The 16,574-nt window shown below is 71.9% G+C and carries 17 protein-coding genes; 10 read left to right on the top strand and 7 right to left on the bottom strand.

The features are described from left to right. The first annotated feature begins 80 nt into the window (after nt 1-80). The 3 genes from EAO70_RS09050 to EAO70_RS09040 all read left to right on the top strand — a co-directional run bounded on the left by EAO70_RS09050 (nt 81) and on the right by EAO70_RS09040 (nt 3,160). Nucleotides 81-1,703, top strand: a complete 1,623-nt coding sequence (locus EAO70_RS09050; RefSeq protein ID WP_187283806.1) for an FAD-dependent monooxygenase — start codon at nt 81-83, stop codon at nt 1,701-1,703. 47 nt (nt 1,704-1,750) lie between these two features. Further along, nucleotides 1,751-2,674, top strand: coding sequence for a serine hydrolase (locus EAO70_RS09045; RefSeq protein ID WP_148002492.1), 924 nt, complete (start codon nt 1,751-1,753; stop codon nt 2,672-2,674). Between the two features lie 144 nt (nt 2,675-2,818). Then, complete coding sequence (locus EAO70_RS09040; protein ID WP_148002491.1) at nt 2,819-3,160, top strand: hypothetical protein; 342 nt, start codon at nt 2,819-2,821, stop codon at nt 3,158-3,160. Here the strand turns inward: EAO70_RS09040 and EAO70_RS09035 are convergent. Then, the gene (locus tag EAO70_RS09035) at nt 3,111-3,665 is read right to left on the bottom strand and encodes a hypothetical protein (protein WP_148002490.1); all 555 of its coding nucleotides are present in this window, start codon (nt 3,663-3,665) and stop codon (nt 3,111-3,113) included. The two genes, EAO70_RS09040 and EAO70_RS09035, sit on opposite strands and share 50 nt — an antisense overlap. A gap of 219 nt (nt 3,666-3,884) precedes the next feature. Next, nucleotides 3,885-4,271 carry a hypothetical protein gene (locus EAO70_RS09030; protein ID WP_148002489.1) on the bottom strand — a complete coding sequence of 129 codons (387 nt, stop codon included), beginning with the start codon at nt 4,269-4,271 and terminating at the stop codon, nt 3,885-3,887. Nucleotides 4,272-4,368: 97 nt separating this feature from the next. On the opposite strand from EAO70_RS09030, the gene EAO70_RS09025 reads away from it, so the two are divergent. Beyond that, nucleotides 4,369-5,193 (top strand): sensor histidine kinase, encoded by an 825-nt coding sequence (locus tag EAO70_RS09025; RefSeq protein ID WP_148002488.1) that lies wholly within the window; start codon nt 4,369-4,371, stop codon nt 5,191-5,193. A gap of 8 nt (nt 5,194-5,201) precedes the next feature. On the opposite strand, the gene EAO70_RS09020 is transcribed toward EAO70_RS09025, so the two are convergent. Both EAO70_RS09020 and EAO70_RS09015 read right to left on the bottom strand, forming a co-directional pair. Beyond that, nucleotides 5,202-5,810: a DNA-binding response regulator gene (locus tag EAO70_RS09020; protein ID WP_148002487.1), complete on the bottom strand. Its 609-nt coding sequence runs from the start codon at nt 5,808-5,810 to the stop codon at nt 5,202-5,204. A gap of 56 nt (nt 5,811-5,866) precedes the next feature. Further along, the gene (locus EAO70_RS09015; RefSeq protein WP_187283805.1) at nt 5,867-6,523 is read right to left on the bottom strand and encodes a glyoxalase; all 657 of its coding nucleotides are present in this window, start codon (nt 6,521-6,523) and stop codon (nt 5,867-5,869) included. Between the two features lie 276 nt (nt 6,524-6,799). Here EAO70_RS09015 and EAO70_RS09010 point away from each other — a divergent pair, with 276 nt between their 5' ends. Together EAO70_RS09010 and EAO70_RS09005 are read left to right on the top strand one after the other, a co-directional pair. After that, the gene (locus EAO70_RS09010; RefSeq protein ID WP_261992768.1) at nt 6,800-8,077 is read left to right on the top strand and encodes an extracellular solute-binding protein; all 1,278 of its coding nucleotides are present in this window, start codon (nt 6,800-6,802) and stop codon (nt 8,075-8,077) included. Between the two features lie 151 nt (nt 8,078-8,228). Beyond that, nucleotides 8,229-8,780, top strand: a complete 552-nt coding sequence (locus EAO70_RS09005) for a DinB family protein (protein WP_148002484.1) — start codon at nt 8,229-8,231, stop codon at nt 8,778-8,780. 79 nt (nt 8,781-8,859) lie between these two features. Here the strand turns inward: EAO70_RS09005 and EAO70_RS09000 are convergent, their stop codons facing one another. Both EAO70_RS09000 and EAO70_RS08995 read right to left on the bottom strand, forming a co-directional pair. Further along, nucleotides 8,860-9,879 (bottom strand): hemolysin family protein, encoded by a 1,020-nt coding sequence (locus EAO70_RS09000; RefSeq protein WP_148002483.1) that lies wholly within the window; start codon nt 9,877-9,879, stop codon nt 8,860-8,862. Next, entirely contained in the window at nt 9,876-11,192 is a 1,317-nt protein-coding gene (locus EAO70_RS08995) for a hemolysin family protein (RefSeq protein WP_148002482.1), read from the bottom strand. The genes EAO70_RS09000 and EAO70_RS08995 overlap by 4 nt, the downstream gene beginning before the upstream one ends. A 784-nt stretch (nt 11,193-11,976) precedes the next feature. Between EAO70_RS08995 and EAO70_RS08985 the strand changes: the two genes are divergently transcribed. The 3 genes from EAO70_RS08985 to EAO70_RS08975 all read left to right on the top strand — a co-directional run bounded on the left by EAO70_RS08985 (nt 11,977) and on the right by EAO70_RS08975 (nt 14,057). After that, nucleotides 11,977-12,984 (top strand): sporulation protein, encoded by a 1,008-nt coding sequence (locus EAO70_RS08985; protein WP_148002480.1) that lies wholly within the window; start codon nt 11,977-11,979, stop codon nt 12,982-12,984. 129 nt (nt 12,985-13,113) lie between these two features. Then, on the top strand, nt 13,114-13,689 hold the full coding sequence (locus tag EAO70_RS08980) for a TerD family protein (protein WP_148002479.1): 576 nt from the start codon (nt 13,114-13,116) through the stop codon (nt 13,687-13,689). 116 nt (nt 13,690-13,805) lie between these two features. Continuing rightward, nucleotides 13,806-14,057 (top strand): twin-arginine translocase TatA/TatE family subunit, encoded by a 252-nt coding sequence (locus EAO70_RS08975; protein ID WP_148002478.1) that lies wholly within the window; start codon nt 13,806-13,808, stop codon nt 14,055-14,057. A 114-nt stretch (nt 14,058-14,171) separates the two neighbouring features. Here the strand turns inward: EAO70_RS08975 and EAO70_RS08970 are convergent, their stop codons facing one another. Further along, a complete protein-coding gene (locus tag EAO70_RS08970) occupies nt 14,172-15,296 on the bottom strand; it encodes a phospholipase D-like domain-containing protein (protein WP_187283804.1) in 1,125 nt (374 codons plus the stop codon). A 161-nt stretch (nt 15,297-15,457) separates the two neighbouring features. On the opposite strand from EAO70_RS08970, the gene EAO70_RS08965 reads away from it, so the two are divergent. Beyond that, a complete protein-coding gene (locus EAO70_RS08965; RefSeq protein ID WP_148002476.1) occupies nt 15,458-16,237 on the top strand; it encodes a hypothetical protein in 780 nt (259 codons plus the stop codon). Nucleotides 16,238-16,574 lie beyond the last annotated feature (337 nt).

The following is a 16,574-nucleotide window of genomic DNA, read 5'->3' as shown; positions in this document are numbered from 1 at the left end:
CCCCCTTGACATGGTCGTAGCCATTGTGGCTGTTCAGGGCGCTGCGGAGGGCGTTCTGACCCTCCGTCATAGTGGGCTCCATGGACTATGACGTAGTGGTGGCCGGCGGTGGGCCGGTGGGGCTGATGGTGGCCTGTGAGCTCCGGCTCGGAGGGGCGCGGGTGGCCGTGCTGGAACGCCGTACCGAGGTGGATCCGACGATCAAGGGCGGGGCGATCACCACACCCGGCGCCGAGGTGCTCTACCGGCGGGGCATGCTCCCGCCGCTGGCCGCGATACAGCAGCAGTCGCTGGACCGCTTCCACGCGTTCATGCGTGAGCGGAACGGCGGCGACGGAGACGACGGAGACGGAGCGGCGGCCGGCCGAGGACTCGGGTTCGTCGGGCACTTCGCCGGGATCATGCTGCGCGCCGACCTGGTCGACCGTACGGAGCCGGGGCCGGCTGACGCCGGACCCGCCGCCGACGTCTCCCTCGTGGCGCAGCAGGACATCGAGCGGCTCCTCGGCTCACGCGCGGACGAACTCGGCGTCGACGTGCGCCGGGGAGTGGAGCTGACCGGCTTCGACGCGGACGGCGAAGGCGTCACCGTACGAACGAGTAGCGGGCCGGTCCGCGCCGGCTGGCTCGTGGGCTGCGACGGGGGCCGGAGCAGGGTCCGCAAGCTCGCGGGGTTCGCGTTTCCCGGAACGGACCCCGAGACCACCTGCCACCAGGCGATCGTGGAGATGACCGGCACCGAGGAGCTGACCGTCGGCTGGGCCGCGACGGACACCGGGGTGTACGCCCACGGGCCGATGCCGGGCCGTGTCGTCACCGTGGAGTTCGACGGCCCGCCGTCCGACCGGAACGCCCCGGTCACCGCCGAGGACCTCCAGGCACGGCTGCGCCGTGTCTCCGGGGTCGACGTCACGGTCACCGAGGTGCGGACGGCGACCCGGTTCACCGACCACGCCCGGCAGGCCACCGAGTACCGCAGGGGCCGGGTGCTTCTGGCGGGCGACGCGGCGCACGTGCACTCCGCGTTCGGGAGCCAGGGGCTGAGCCTGGGACTCGGGGACTCGATGAACCTCGGCTGGAAGCTCGCCGCGGTGGTCGCCGGCCGGGCGCCGGAGGGTTTGCTGGACACGTACACCTCCGAGCGGCACCCGGTCGGCGCGCGGATCCTGGAATGGACGCGGTCCCAGGTCGCGGCCATGCGGCCGGACCCCCAGTCCCGGGCCCTGCGCGCGATCGTCGCGGACCTGGCGGACACGGTGGCGGGTACGACGTACCTCACCGCCCAGCTGAACAGCGCCGGCGTCCGGTACGAGCTGCCGGGTGGGCACCCGCTGACCGGCCGCAGCACGCCGGACCTGGAACTCGCCGACGGCAGCCGCCTCGCGGACCACCTCCACGGCGGCCGGGCGCTGCTGCTCGACCTCGCGGACGACACGGAGGTCCGGGCCCTCGCGACCGGGTACGCCGACCGCGTCGACACCCTGACGGTCGGCTGCCCGTCCCGCCCCGGGCTGGCCGCGGTCCTCGTCCGCCCGGACGGCTTCACCGCCTGGGCGGCCGACTCGGGAGCGCGGGAGGGTACGTGGAGGGCGGGGCTGACGGAAGCGCTGGAGGCGTGGTTCGGGCTGCCCGGCGAGCGGCCGAGGGAGTTCGCGGGCCGGGAGACGGGCTCGTACAACCATCCGGGCGCTCACGCGTCATAGACGGTGAGCGCGCCGTCCGCGCGCTCGTCTCGTTTCCAGGGGGAACCATGAATCACCACATATCCCTGCGGGCCCGGGTGCTTCCGGTGGTGGCCGCCGCCGGAGTGCTCGTGCCCGTGGTCGCGGGCGCGGCGCCCGCCGCGGCCGCCACCGCGCCGCAGGTCAGCTGTACGTCGGGCAAGGCGGGTCTCGCGGCCAAACTGCAGCGGGACATCACCGCGGCGCTCGCCTCCCGCGGCGGCACGATCGCCGTGGGCCTGCACGACCGCACCACGAACACCACGTGCACGCTGCGCGCGACGACCACGTACGACTCGGCGAGCGTCGTGAAGGTGACCGTCCTCGCCACGCTCCTCTGGGACGCCAAGAAGACGAATCGGCGCCTGACCACGCGCGAGTCCGACCTCGCGACGGCGATGATCACCACGTCCGACAACGCGGCCACGACCTCCCTGTGGAACCAGCTCGGCGTCTCCAAGGTGAAGGGCTTCCTGGCGGCGGCCGGCATGACGCGGACGGTACCGGGGACGGGCGGCTACTGGGGGCTCACCCGGATCAACGTCACGGACGAGCAGCGGCTGCTCTCCCTGATCACCGCCAGGAACAGCGTCCTGAGCGACGCCTCCCGTGACTACATCCTCAAGCTCATGGGACGCGTGGTCGGCTCGCAGAAGTGGGGGACGCCCGCGGGCGCGCCCTCCACCGTGTCCGTACACGTCAAGAACGGCTGGCTGCAGCGCTCGACGCGCGGCTGGCGCGTCCACAGCGTCGGCACGTTCAAGGGCGGCGGTCACGACTACACCATCACCGTGCTCACCGACGGCAACGGCACGATGAACCAGGGCGTGAACACGATCCAGGCCGTGTCCAAGGTGATCCACCGAGACCTGATCCCGACCTCGGAGGCCGCGGCCCGCTACAGCCCGCCCATCCAGGTCAAGGAGGCCTCCGTCCCGGTGCCCCGGGGCTGACGGGCAGACCGCTCCCGGGCCGTGCACCGGGCGGGCTGACGGACCGTGCCGACGACATACGGCACGGTCCCCTGCCCGTCCCCGTCCCCTGTCTCCGCCGTAATCGTCTGGTCGGCGGCCGTCCCACCGGGTCATCCTGGCCCCATGGGAGACAGAGCCGACATCGTCGTGGTCCGCGAGGACGGCACGCATGAGCTGTACCGGACCGGCTGGGCGGTCGACATCGACCTCGACCTGCCGGGCGGGCCGACGGCCCTTCTCGCCCTGCTTCCCGAACTCCGCCAGGAGGGCTGGTGGCTGGACGACACCATGGCGCAGGGCGGGGTGCTGGTCGACCTCGGCCGCAAGGTGCTGCGCGTACACCGGGCGCGCAACGCTCCCCGGACCTGGTCCCACTCCCCCGGACCGACGGCGGACGACCCGGTCGGGCCCGTCGTCAGGACGACGGGCGCGGCTGGGGGCGGGTCGTTCCCGGGAGGCAGTTGACCGCCGGGTTGTACGTGGTGAACTCGCCCTGGGGGTTCTTCTTCCAGAGCCAGAGGTGCAGGGCGTAGTGGACGGGCTGCCCGGGGAAGTTGCCCCGGTTGGGGCCCTTGAAGGGGACCCCGAACATGCTCGGCCGGTCGTCGTCCGTCTTGAGGTTCTGGTCGCGGTCGTAGACCATCCACTGCACGGCGACCAGTCGTTCGCCGCCCTTGCCGTCGTCCTCGTAGAAGAGGGCGGTGGGCTTCGCCGGGTCGGTCGAGTTGTCGTGGGCGTGGTTGAAGTGGGGGTATCCCAGCGCGCCCGTGCCGTTGGCCCGGTCGAGGACGCAGTACTGGTCGGGCTTGTAGCCGGCCCGTACTCCGGTCTCGTGCTGCTGGTACGGGGCGGTGGCCCGGTACGTGACCGCCTTGGCCGCGGCCGCGCCGCCGGGCTCGGGAGCGGCGACGGCGGGGGTCACGGCGAGCGCGGTGGCGCCGGCCAGGAACAGGGCGAGCGTGCGGGCCATACGCGGACTCCTCAACGGCGACGGGGCTCGGATGCCCCCTCAGGCCTTCCCCCACCGGCCCCGTTCGTCCCAGGGACGGTCCGGACGGCGTACACCCGGCCGGGCGAGCGTCCCAGGGGCGCCCGCGTCCCCGGACCTGATGGCGTCTGCTGTCCTGCACGTGCTGCACGTGCGCGCGGGTCCGCCTGCCCATGCGCCGACGCCCTCGGCGGGACCGCCTCAGCCGGTGATCCAGGTGAGCGGTGTCGTCACCAGGTGGTACAGCAGGAGCATGCTCGCCAGCGTGAGGCAGCCCAGTGCGGTGAGCGTGAAGAGGACGCGGACCGTGCGGTTCCACCAGCCGCGCTGCCAGGCCGCCACCGCCCCCGTGGCGACCCCGAGGGTGGTCACCACCAGGGCCGTACCGGTAACGGTGGCCGCGGTCAGCAGCGGGGATCCCAGCGGCACCGCCTCCATCATGGCGTTCGCGTCCGAGACCACCGCGGCGAGGGAGGCGGCGAAGGTCACCGCGAGCAGTCCCGTCACCGCCGCCGCGGCGCGCGGCGCGTGCCGCGCGGGGGTGCGGACCGCGGCGGCGGAGGCGCCGTGCGGCCGCACTTCGCGCACGGGCTGGTCATCTACGCGTTGAGCCGCCTCACCGACCTGTACGCCGAACTGCACGCCACCCGCGGAAGCCTGGCCGAGTCCCGGGGACGGGCCGGGGGTGCACGGGACGGCGGTCCTCCTCCTGGACGTCGTGGTGATCGCCCTGGTCTTCTACGGCCTGGCGCTGCTCACCGGCCTGGTCCACGAGGTGCGGGAGGCCCGCGAGGCGCTGGCCTCCCTGGCGGTGGCCCGGGAGCGACGCCGTATCGCACGGGACGTCCACGACCTGCTGGGGCACGGGCTGTCCGCGATCGCCCTGAAGGGCGAGCTCGCGGCCCGCGACCCCGACGCGCGGCGGGCGGCGGGGCATCTCGCCGACGCGGCGCGGCTGGCCCGCCGGGCCCTGGCCGTCCTGCGGGCGATCCCGGGACAGGCCGTAACGCTGACTCTGGACGCCGAACTGGCCTCCGTCCGGAACGTGCTGTCCTCCGCCGGTGTCGCGGTGCGGGTACAGGGAAAGGCGGGCGGCTTCGACCCGGCGATGGAGGACCTGTTCGCCACGGTGCTCCGAGAGGCCGCCGCCAACGTCCTGCGGCACGGAGCCGCGGGCTGCTCGTGCACGATCGAGGTCGCGCGGGGGATGCTGCGGGTGACCAACCGGGCCACCCCGGCATCCGCAGCGGCCACCGACCCGACCTCCACCCCCGCCTCGGCACCGATCTCCGCACCGGCCACCACCCCGCCAGCGTCGCCGGGCCCTGCACCGGTTCCGGAGGACGTCGCCGCCGGCCCGTCCGAGGCCCTCGGGGGCAACGGCATCAGGAACCTGCGCGACCGGGCGGCCCTGCTCGGCGCGCGGGTGGAGTCCGGCCCGACCGCCGACGGCCGCGGATACACGCTGACCCTGCACGCACAGGTCTCACCGGTCCCCACGGGCGGATGAGCACGGTCTCAGGCCAGCCAGCCCTGTTCCCGCGCGATCCGGACGGCGTCCAGTCGGGTCCGGGCGTCGAGTTTGGTGACGGCGGCGCCGAGACAGTTCCGTACCGTGCCCTGCGACAGATGCAACTCGCGGGCGATCCGAGGGAGTTCGGCGCCGTCGGCGGCCAGTCGGAGGACGTCGGTCTCCCGGGCGGTCAGCGGGCTCTGCCGGGCGAGGAGGGCCGCCGCGGCCAGCGTGGGGTCGATGACGTGCTCCCCCGCGGCCACCCGGCGGACCGCGTCGGCGAGCCGGTCCGGCGGTGCGTCCTTCAGCATGAACCCGTTCACGCGGGCGGCGAGGGCCGACCGCAGCACTTCCGGACGGCCGAGCACGGTGAGGATCAGGATCCGGCACTCCGGCAGCGCGGCGCCCAGGGACCGGGCGGCGGCGAGCCCGTCCACCCCGGGCATCTCGATGTCGAGGACCGCCACCGACGGCCGGTGGGCGAGCGCGGCAGGGACCACGGCATCGCCCCTGCTCACCTCGGCCACGACCTCCATGTCGGGCTCAAGACCCAGCAGAGCGACCAGCGCTCCGCGGATCAGATGCATGTCCTCGGCCAACAGGATCCGGATCACCAGCGCCCCCGCACCTCGATCGACTCGATGATCCGGATGATAGCGATCCGGGCGGGTCACCCCGCCGGCGCGGGCGACGCGACCGGCTCCCAGGCGAAGCCGTCCAGGTCGGTGAAGGCCTCGGTGGAGCCGTTGAGGACGATGCGGTGCGAGCCGGTGCCGTCGACGGGGACGTCGAGGTCCTTGGCGAGGGCACGGCGCTTGTAGAGCGCCAGCTTGACGGGGCAGGAGCGGCCGGGGGCGAACTCGGCGTACTTGCCGCCGAAGCTCCTGGCCACGGTCAGGCCCCGGCCGACGTAGAACTCCTTGGTGGCCTTCACGTTCTCGACGCCGATGAGCAGGACGACCTCGTCGATCTCGCGGGTGGCGGGGCCGGTGTCCTTCTTCGCGGAGGTCGCGATCTTCCAGATGGTGCCGTCCGGCGCCTGGACGACCCCGCCGTAGCCCCACATCGACTTGGCGGCGGGCTTGAGCACGGTGGCGCCGGCCTGGACGGCGGCCTCGACGAAGCCGTCGACGGTGGCCGGGCCGGAGACGGTGAGCGCCATGGTGAAGCCGCGGAATCCGGTGCTGTGCGCCTCGGACGCCCGAAGGGCGACGTACGCGTCCACGCCGAAGGCGCGGTAGAAGCGGCGGGCGGCCTCGGGGTCGGTCACCTCGAGGGTGACGGAGACGAGGGACGTGGTGGCTGCGGTGTCAGTGGTGGTTGCCATGCAGACCACGCTAGGGACCGTCCGGCGGCCGGGCTTCTCGATTCCTGACCACCTGGCGGGGCGCTCCGGGCCGCGTCCGTCGACGCCGCTTCCGGGTCCGGTACCGCTCCGCGGGGTCTACGCGCATCACCCGGGCCTCTCCTCTAGCGGAAGACACCACGGGGAACGGCCCGGCTTGGAGCTAAGGCCACACATGTCCGCCGCGGTGCGAAATCGCGAGGTGTGCGGGTGAGAATTCTGGACGCACTGTCCAAAAGAGATTCAGAGGAAACACCCGTGCGAAGAAGACTCTTCGGTATGACCGCCTCGGCGGCCGCGTTCGGAATCCTGGGCTCCCTCGTGACGGCCTGCGGTTCGCCCGAGAGCGACGGAACGACGCTGCGGCTCGTGGTCCCCGAGTACGGCAACAGCCCGGCGACCAGTTCCAAGGCGTACTGGGACCAGCTGTCCGTGGCCTTCAGCGCGGCCCACCCCGGCAAGAAGATCGAGGTGACGCTCTACCCATGGGCCGACGTGGACCGCGAGGTCACCCGTATGGTCTCGGAGAACAACGCCCCCGACGTCGCTCTCATGGGCGCGTACTCCGATTTCGTCGCGCAGGACCGCCTTTACGCGGCCAGCGAGGTGATGTCGATCAGAACGGAGTCGAACTTCCTGCAGCCCCTCGCGGAGGCGGGCTCGATCCGGCGCAATCTCTACGGTCTGCCTTTCGTGGCGAGCAGCCGCCTGCTCTTCTACAACAAGGACCTCTTCGAGAAGGCAGGGGCGAAGCCGCCGAAGACCTGGTCGGACCTGAAGGAGGCCGCCGAGGCGCTCAAGGGCGAGGGCGTCCTCTACCCGTACGCGCTGCCGCTCGGCCCCGAGGAGGCGCACGCGGAGGCGTTGATCTGGGAGCTGAGCAACGGCGGCGGGTACACCGACGCCGGCGGCGCCTACAACATCGCCTCCGAGCAGAACACGGAGACGTTCCGCTGGATCAAGGACAACCTGGTCACGCCCGCCCTGACCGGCCCCGTTCCCCCGGCGCAGCTCGACCGGGAGGACGCCTTCGCCGCCTTCCTGCGCGGTGACGTCGGCATGGTCAACGGCTACCCCTCGCTGCTCCACGAGGCCAAGGCGAAGGGCATCAAGGTCGGGACGCTGCGGATGCCGGTGTCGGACACCCTCGGCGACGGCAAGGTCCCGCCGGCCGCGGGCGTCGCCGACTGGATGATGGCGTTCAAGCGCGAGGGCAACCGCGAACTGGTCGGCTCGTTCCTGAACTTCGTCTACGAGGACAAGAACCTCAAGGAGTTCGCCGGACGCTACAAGCTGCTGCCGTCGACGGTGACCGCGAACCAGGAGGTGCGGAACGCGGCCGACGACCCGAGCGCCGAGCAGTTCCTGAGCGCCCTGCGCACGGCCGAGCTCTACCCGGTCGACGACCCTTCCTGGCTCCAGGTCAGCGACACCATCAAGCGGAACATCGGCAAGGCCGTCGCGCCGGGCGCCGAGCCGAAGGCCGTGCTGGAGGACATAGCGCGGCAGGCCGAGGCGGCCTCGAAGGACTCGTAGCGGTATCGGGAACCGGCGGCGACGGCCGCACCCCTCACCCCGGTTCCGCCGCCCGCGCCGACCGCCGCCATCGGCCGCGCCTCCGACGGATCCGCCGCGTGGCAGGTCGCCCTCGGCGCGCCCCCGGATCCGTTCGCTAGGGTCATCGATCATGACCCAGCACACGGCCGACGCATGGCCGGAACCTCCCCTCGCCGGCACCGAAGCGGAAGCCGTCATCGGCGCGCTGGAACGGCAGCGGGCCACGCTCGCCTGGAAGTGCTCCGGCCTGGACTCGTACGGCCTGCACACCGCACTCGGCCCGTCCACGATCACGCTCGGCGGGCTGCTCAAGCACCTGGCGCACGTGGAGGACAGCCACTTCGCACGGCTGTGGCTCGGCTCGCCCGTCGGCGCTCCCTGGGACGAGGTCGACTGGGAGGCCACTCCCGACTGGGACTACCGCTCCGCCGCCGGTGACACCCCGGAGCGCCTGCTCGCCCTCTGGCACGAGTCGGTCGCCCGCTCCCGTGCCGTCGTCGACGAGGCACTCAGCAGGGGCGGTCTGGATCAGCTCGGTGCCTTCACCACCCGCGACGGCGAGCGCCCCAACCTCCGGCGCATCCTCCTCGACCTCATCGAGGAGTACGCCCGCCACGCCGGGCACGCCGACCTCATCCGTGAGTCCGTCGACGGGCTCACGGGCGAGGACCCTCCGAAGTGAGCCACCGGCACGCAGGGTGAGCCGCCGGGCGGGGCGGGACGGCCGTCGCCGCGTGCGGCGGCCGGGCGTCCCGCCGGGGTCAGGCCGTCTGGGGTCCCATCAGGCGCACCAGGAGGTCGTCGAGGCTGACCAGGCCGGTGAGCGTGCCCCGGTCGTCGCGGACGACGGCGAGCGAGGAGCGGCGGCGGCGCAGCTGCTCGACGGCCTCGGACACCGTGGTGGCCGTGGTCAGTTCGGGTACGGGGCGGGCGAGGTCGCGCGCGGTGCGGACGCGGCCTCGGGTGCGGGCGACCAGGGCGTCGCGGGCGTGCACGGAGCCGAGGAGCCGGTCGCCGTCGCGGACCAGCAGTCGGGAGCGGTTCGCCTCGGAGGCCCGGGCCAGGAGCATGTCCAGGTCGGCGTCGGCCGGGACGGTGACGATGTCCGCGGCCGGGGTCTGGAACTCCGCCAGGGGCGTCTGCGGTTCGATGAGGGAGCGGGTGATGAGCTGGGAGTCGGTCTTGTTGATGAGGCCGAGCCGCTCGGACTCCTCGACGAGGTGCGTGAGCTGTTCGCGGTTGTGGACGGCGGTCAGCTCGTCACGGGGCTGGACCCGGCACATCCGGACGAGGCCGTTGCTCACCTTGTTGAGGATCCAGAGCAGCGGTCGCACCACCTTGACGACGGCGCGGAACGCCGGCGTGAGCAGCATCGCGGACCGCTCGGGGTGCGCGATGGCCCAGGACTTCGGCGCCATCTCGCCGAGGACCATGTGGAGGAAGACGACGACGATCATGGCGACGGCGAACGCGATGCCGTAGCTGAGGGCCGTCGGCAGCCCCAGCTCGACCAGCAGGGGGTCCAGCTCGTGCGAGATCGCCGGCTTGGAGATGGAGCCGAGCCCCAGGGTGCAGATGGTGATGCCGAGCTGGGCGCCCGCGAGCATCAGGGACAGCTCGCGCATGCCGGCGAGCGCGGCCTTCGCGCCGCGTCGGCCGTCGGCGACGGCCTTCTCGATGCGGTGCCGCTTGGCGGCGACCAGCGCGAACTCGGCCGCGACGAAGAAGCCGCTGCCGACCAGCAGCAGGACGGTGATGAAGACGGCCATGGGGAAGCTCATGCCCGGGCCTCCTCGGCGGCAGACGGGACGCGTTCGAGACGGACGCGGTCGGGGACGTGCCGGTCGAGGCTGAGGACCTCGATGCGGACGTCGTCGACGGTGAGGCGGTCCCCGATGGTGGGGAAGCGGCCGAGGCGGTCGATGATCAGCCCGGCGACGGTGTCGTAGTCGTCGTCCTCGGGCAGCGTGATGCCGGTGGCGTCCTCGATCTCGTCGAGGCGCCGGCCGGCGTCCACCCGCCAACCGTCGCCGTCCGGGGCGGCCAGGGTGACCACGGTGTCGCTCTCGTCGGCGATGTCGCCGACCAGTTCCTCGGCGATGTCCTCGTACGTGACGATGCCGGCGACGCCGCCGTGCTCGTCCAGGACGACGGCGAACTCGTCGTCGCGCTCCCGCATCTGCGCGACGGCCTGCGGCAGCGGCAGCGTGTCGGGGAGCAGCAGCGGACGCCTGGCGGCCTCGCCGGCCGTGGTGGTGCCGAAGGCCTCGGCGGGCAGGCGCATCAGCTCGTTCACGCCCAGGACTCCGGCGACGTCGTCGGGGTGGTCGCCGAGGACGGGGTAGTTCGAGTGTCCGTGTACGGCGATCAGCTCCACGGCTTCGTCGAGCGTGGCGTCCTTCCGTACGAAGACGGCGTCGGCACGGGGCACCATCACCTCGTCCATGGTCCGCTCGGAGAACTCCAGGGCGTGGTCGAGCAGCTCGGCGGTGTCGAGCGGCAGCTCGCCCTGCTGGTGGGACTCGCCGATCAGATGGCTGAGCTCTTCCAGGGTGGCGCCGTGGTGCAGTTCCTCCACCGGCTCGATGCCGACCCTGCGCAGCACCCTGTTGGCGGCGCTGTCGAAGACGTGCACGACGGGGCCGACGACCTTCAGGTAGAGGAGGGTGGAGGCGGCGAGGGACTTGGCGAGCCGTTCGGGGACGGCGAGGGCCAGGTTCTTGGGCGCGAGTTCCCCGAGAACCATCTGGAGGACCGTCGCCACGACGAAGGCGAGGACGACGGAGATCGCCGAGACGGCGCCCTCGGACAGGCCGGTGCCGTCCAGCGCGGGCTTGATCAGCGCGGAGACGGACGGTTCGGCCAGGAAGCCGACGACCAGACCGGTGACGGTGATGCCCAGCTGGGCGCCGGACAGCATGAACGAGAGCCGTTCGAGGACCGTCAGTGCGCGGGCCGCCCGCTTGTCCCCGGTCTCGGCCTCGCGGGCGAGCGCGAGCCGGTCGGCGGCGACGTACGCGAACTCCTGCGCCACGAAGTAGCCGGTTCCGGCGGTCAGGACGAGGACGGCCACGAGGCCGAGAGCGGCGTTCATCGGGCGCACCCCTCCGGGGTGGCGGTGGACGTCGGTCTGGCGGACAAGAAGCGGCTCCTTGCAGAAGGGACAGGGTCTTGGAAGGGAGTATCGGGGGTGAGGAGGACGGCGCACCGCAGGCGGAAGGCCGCGTCACGCGGCGGTAAGAGGGCGGTGGGCTCGTCGAGGCGGTCCGGGGGCGTCACATGGCCGGAGGGGGCTCGGTGGCGGTCGGCACCGGAAGCGGCACTCTTGCGCGCGGGCACGTACGCACACGCGACTGCGACTGCGACTGCGACTGCGACTGCGACGGGACGGCTGTCGGTCGTCCGTGGTTCCTCGCGGCGACCGCGGGCGTCGAGGCACCTCGTACAGGGGCCTTCGGGGCGGCGGACCCGGGCGCGGTCGAGGCGGCGCGGGCCGGGGCGGTCCCGGAGCCCGGGAGCGGCAGGAGGACTTCGTTCACCGCGCCACGCCCGCTCGCTCGCCGGGCGGCGGGAGACAGGGTTCGGCGCGGCCGGTACTCGGAGGCTCCATCGTGGGCCCGTGGCTCCTTCGCGGGAACGAGGTGTGCGGACGGAGGTGCGATCCTCCGGGGTTTCTACACCCACTGTAAAGGACACGGGTCATGTGTCCACTGTTCGATCACTCACACGTCACGGGGGCGGGGTCACGAGCCGGGGGCTCCGCCGCTGCTTGAAGGCTGTTTTCGGACTTTCCCCGTGGACCTGTCGGGACGTCACTTCGCATCCCCGCGACACCCCTATGCTCTACAGCTGTGTAGAGGAAAGGAGTGGACGCCACCATGGTGTTCAAGAGACTGCTCGGATCGCTCGGCGTCGGCGGCCCCGCCGTGGACACGGTGCTCGACCCGGGCGCGGCCGCCCCCGGCGGGACGCTCAGCGGGCAGGTGCACCTGACGGGCGGGGGCGGCGACTTCACCATCGAGTACGTCGCCCTGGAACTCGTCGCCCGCGTCGAGGCCGAGCTCGATGACGGCGAGTCCGAGGGCACGGTCGCCTTCGAGCGCTTCATCGTCGGCGGGAACTTCCGCCTCGCCGAGGGCGAGCGGCGCAGCGTCCCGTTCAGCGTGACGCTCCCCTGGGAGACGCCGATCACGGAGCTGTACGGCCAGGGCCTCGGCATCGCCCTCGGAGTGCGGACCGAGCTCGGCGTCGCGGGCGCCAAGGACAAGGGCGACCTGGACCCCGTCGCCGTACGCCCGCTCCCCGCCCAGGAGGCGGTCCTGGAAGCTCTGGGGCAGCTCGGGTTCGGGTTCGAGTCGGCCGACCTCGAACTGGGCCACATCGGAGGAACGGGACAGCAGCTGCCGTTCTACCAGGAGATCGAGCTGACGCCGGCCCCGCAGTACGCGCACCAGGTCAACGAGATCGAGGTGACGTTCCTGGCCGGGCCGGCGGGCCTCGACGTCGTCCTGGAGGCCGACAAGCGCGGCGGGATGTGCTCCGAGGGCCACGACGCCCTCACCCGCTTCACCGTCGGCCACCACGGGGTCGAGCGGGTCGACTGGAATGCGGAGGTGGACGGCTGGATCCGTCGCCTTGTCGAGAACCACGGCCACCACGCCACCCCCGCGTCCCACGATCATGTGGCACACGGTGGCGGACCCTACGAGGAGGGCCACGGCCACCGTTCCGGCCCCGGCATGGGCACCGCCGTCGCGGCGGGCGCGGGCGGGCTCGCGGTGGGCGTCGTCGGTGGCATGGCGGCCGCCGAAGTCGTCGACGAGGTGGGCGACTTCTTCGAGGGGGAGGATGAAGACGACGAGGGCCACGAGGGCGACGAGGGCTGACCTTCGCCGCTCGGGAGGGGGCGCCGAATCCCCCCCTTCTCATACGTTTCTACATCACTGTAGATTCGGTTGTTCCATCACACTGCGGTTCGACGCGAGCGTCCGACGCACGGCACGGAAGGAAACGACATGGGTGTGAGCCTCGCCAAGGGCGGCAACGTCTCGCTGAGCAAGGAGGCGCCGGGGCTGACCGCCGTCCTCGTGGGCCTGGGCTGGGACGTGCGCACGACGACCGGCAGCGACTACGACCTGGACGCGAGCGCCCTGCTGCTGAACGAGGCCGGCAAGGTCGGCTCCGACCGCGACTTCGTCTTCTACAACAACCTGACCAGCCCGGACGGTTCGGTCGAGCACACCGGCGACAACCTCACGGGGGAGGGCGACGGCGACGACGAGGCCATCAAGGTGAACCTCGCGGCGGTGCCCGCCCACGTGGCGAGGATCGTCTTCCCCGTCTCGATCCACGACGCGGAGAACCGCGGCCAGAGCTTCGGCCAGGTACGCAACGCCTTCATCCGCGTCGTGAACCAGGCCGGTGGAGCGGAACTCGCCCGCTACGACCTCTCCGAGGACGCCGCGACCGAGACCGCCATGGTCTTCGGCGAGCTCTACCGGCACGGCAGCGAGTGGAAGTTCCGGGCGGTCGGGCAGGGGTACGCCTCCGGCCTCGCCGGCATCGCGTCCGACTTCGGCGTCAGCGTCTGACGCCGATCCCGCACCGCGGAGGCGGCACGCCGAACACCGCGGAAGCAACCCGCTTCCCACCTCGGGAGCAGCCCGCTCCACCCTCCTGAAGCAGCCCGGCGAGAAAGCGGAGAGCAGTGTTCGGAATCAGCGAGATCGCGATCATCCTGATCGTCGTCATCGTCCTGCTGGGCGCCAAGAGGCTCCCCGAGCTCGCCCGCAACGCGGGCAAGGCCGCCCGCATCCTCAAGAGCGAGGGCAGGGCGATGAAGGCCGACGGTGCCGCCGTCGAGCCCCAGGCCACCTACCAGGTGAAGCAGCCCGCACCGGGCGAGCGTCCGGCCGCGGGCGACGCGCGTGACGCCGGCCCGGGGCACCCGCGCGCCTGACCGGACGGTCGTGCCCGTCCCGGCCTGGACCGTGAGAGGACGGGCACGACAGCCCCTCGGGGCGAGGGTGTGCGCTCGGTGCGGCCGGATTCCCCGGCCACACCGAGCGACCGGTCACTGCAGGACGGCCTGGGCCCGCATGGCGAGGAAGTTCGCCTTGTACGCGTCGTGCGCGGCGGCGCCCTCCAGACGGATCAGGGCCTCGTCGTTCTCCCGCAGGGAGGACACGTCCAGGTTGTGCGAGCCGGTGAAGGTCCACTTCGTGTCCGGGTGGCCCGCGTAGTTGCCCTCGACGAGCAGGTACTTCGAGTGGACGAAGTAACCGCCGGCGTCGAGGTGGTAGGGCTTGATCCGGGGGTGTCCCTGGAGGGTCGGAAGGTCGTTGGAGTCCTTGTAGACGATCTCGATCCAGCAGTCCTGGTCGGCCAGCGAGCGCAGCTTCGTCGCGATCTCGTCCCGGTGGAGGGACCACGCGGAGATCCGCACGATCGTCTTGTGGGAGGTGGTGCCGGTGGTCGTGTTCCCGGTGCAGGAGACGTTGTTCAGGAACCCGAGCACGACGTCGCCGCTCTGCTGCGGGAAGAAGTAGTACTTCGCGGCGCCGGCCTCGCCCGTCCGGTAGTAGTTGCTGTTCTTCTTCATGGCGGCGAGGTCGTTGAAGTACTCGGTGTACGCCGTGTAGAGGGCCGTGTTGCCCACGACCGTGTAGGCGTTGTTCCACTGACGGGTGGTGGCCGACGCCGTCTGGTTGGCGGAGCTCTGGATCACCACGTCCTCCGCGACTCCCGCGTCGCCGACGCGGGAGAACGTGAAGAACTTGTTGTGGTTGATCGGGTTGGTCCCGCCCGCCGCGATGCAGGCACCGCCCGTGCTGCACACCTGCACCCAGGAGTTCTGCGACTTGTCGGTGCCCAGGGCGGCGATCAGGTTCTGGGCGGGCGCCGGGGCGGGCGCTTCGACGGACTTGTGGTCGAGGACCACGCGGACGTTGACGCCCCGCCGGTCCGCGGCGACCAGGGCGTCGGTGAAGTCCTGGTCCTGCATGACGTACAGGGCCGCCCTCAGGGTGCGTCCCGCCTGGGTCTTGTCGATCGCTCCGATGATGTGGTTCTTCACGGCGTCCTGCTCGGCCGCCGTCCCCTTCGGGTTGTTGAAGACGGCGCCGGTGACGACGGGCGGGGCGTCCTCGGCGACGGCGGGGGCGACGAACGAGAGAACGAGGGCGAGAGCGACCGACACGGCCGCCCAGAAACGCCGGCGTATGACTCCTCCTCGGCAAGATGGTGGCATGAGCCTGCCATGCCGTACCGCGAGCAGGAACGGAGGGTCCCACTCCGTACACCCACGGGAATGCCGGAGAAGCGGACGAACGCCGGTGGTTGGTGCGGTGCGGCCGACCTGTGGCCCCGATACAGCCGGACGCGCCGCCCCGGCGGGGGCGGCCGTTCGTGGCGGCCGCGGGCGGCCTCCTCTGCGCCCTCCTGACGGTCGGTGTGGTGATGCCGATCCTCACCGCCGCCGCGTGGTTCGGCCGTAGGTTCTCCGGGCGCGAGGCGTGGTGGTGGGTTCCCCTCGTGTCGGCCGCGGCGGCGGTCCCGGCGGTGCCGGCCCTGGCACTGCTCACTGACGCAAGCGTCCTGGCGAGCCTCATGGGAGGGGTGGCGGTGGCGCCGGGTCTCACCGCCCCGGCCCTGGTGGCCCGCAGACTGCTGCTGCCGGACCGGCCCCGGCTCTCCGGCCGGACGATGGTCGGACGGGTCGCGCTGTACGGGACCCTGGCCGCCGTCACGGCCTTCGCCCTCGCCGGTGTCGCACTCAACGCCGGGGTGGCGTACGAGCCTCCGTGGTTCAACGCCGAGCAGGTCGCGGGTACGTACTCCGACGGCAAGGGCGGCACCCTGACACTCACCCCGGACGGCACGGCCGTGGCGACCCGCATCGACACCTTCGACTACGCCGTCGAATCGTTCGACCCGCTGGTCCGCGCGTGCACGGACGCGGGCACCTGGTCCTCCAGCCCGGCCCAAGGCCCGTACTCCCAGCAGGTGGACGTCTCCATCGACGCATGCCCCGTCGCCATCGACAGCTGGAGCCTCTACGGAACCCACGAGAGCCCGAAGATGTTCGTGTTCGTCGGCGACCCCGACAACTGGGAGCTCTACACCCTGAGGCGCGTCTAGACCGCCGGCTCTCGGGTTCTGGAGCACGTCGTGTCGGAAGGCCCGCACCCATGCAGGATGCGGGCCTTCCGAGTGCGCACCGGCTTGCCAGGAAGGGGGGGAACCGGCAAGCCCGTCGACGCAATGAGCGGTCCCACGCGCTCAGCCCACGCCTGCCCGGCCCCACACACTTCACACCCCCTGATTCCAAGAATTCGCCCACCCAGCCGCCCGAGCGGACCGATCAACGGCCTGACCTGCGCATTCGATACGTCACGCACGCCTCGGCCGAACGATCCTGGGTAGTGGCAAAGGGCGGCGCCGTGCCGGAGTCCGGCCCCCGCGGGCCCTCGGGCAG

Source organism: Streptomyces sp. adm13(2018) (assembly GCF_008042145.1).
Taxonomy (GTDB): Bacteria; Actinomycetota; Actinomycetes; order Streptomycetales; family Streptomycetaceae; genus Streptomyces.
Note: the sequence above shows the minus strand (reverse complement) of the source record. Positions and strands in the feature narration are given on the sequence as shown.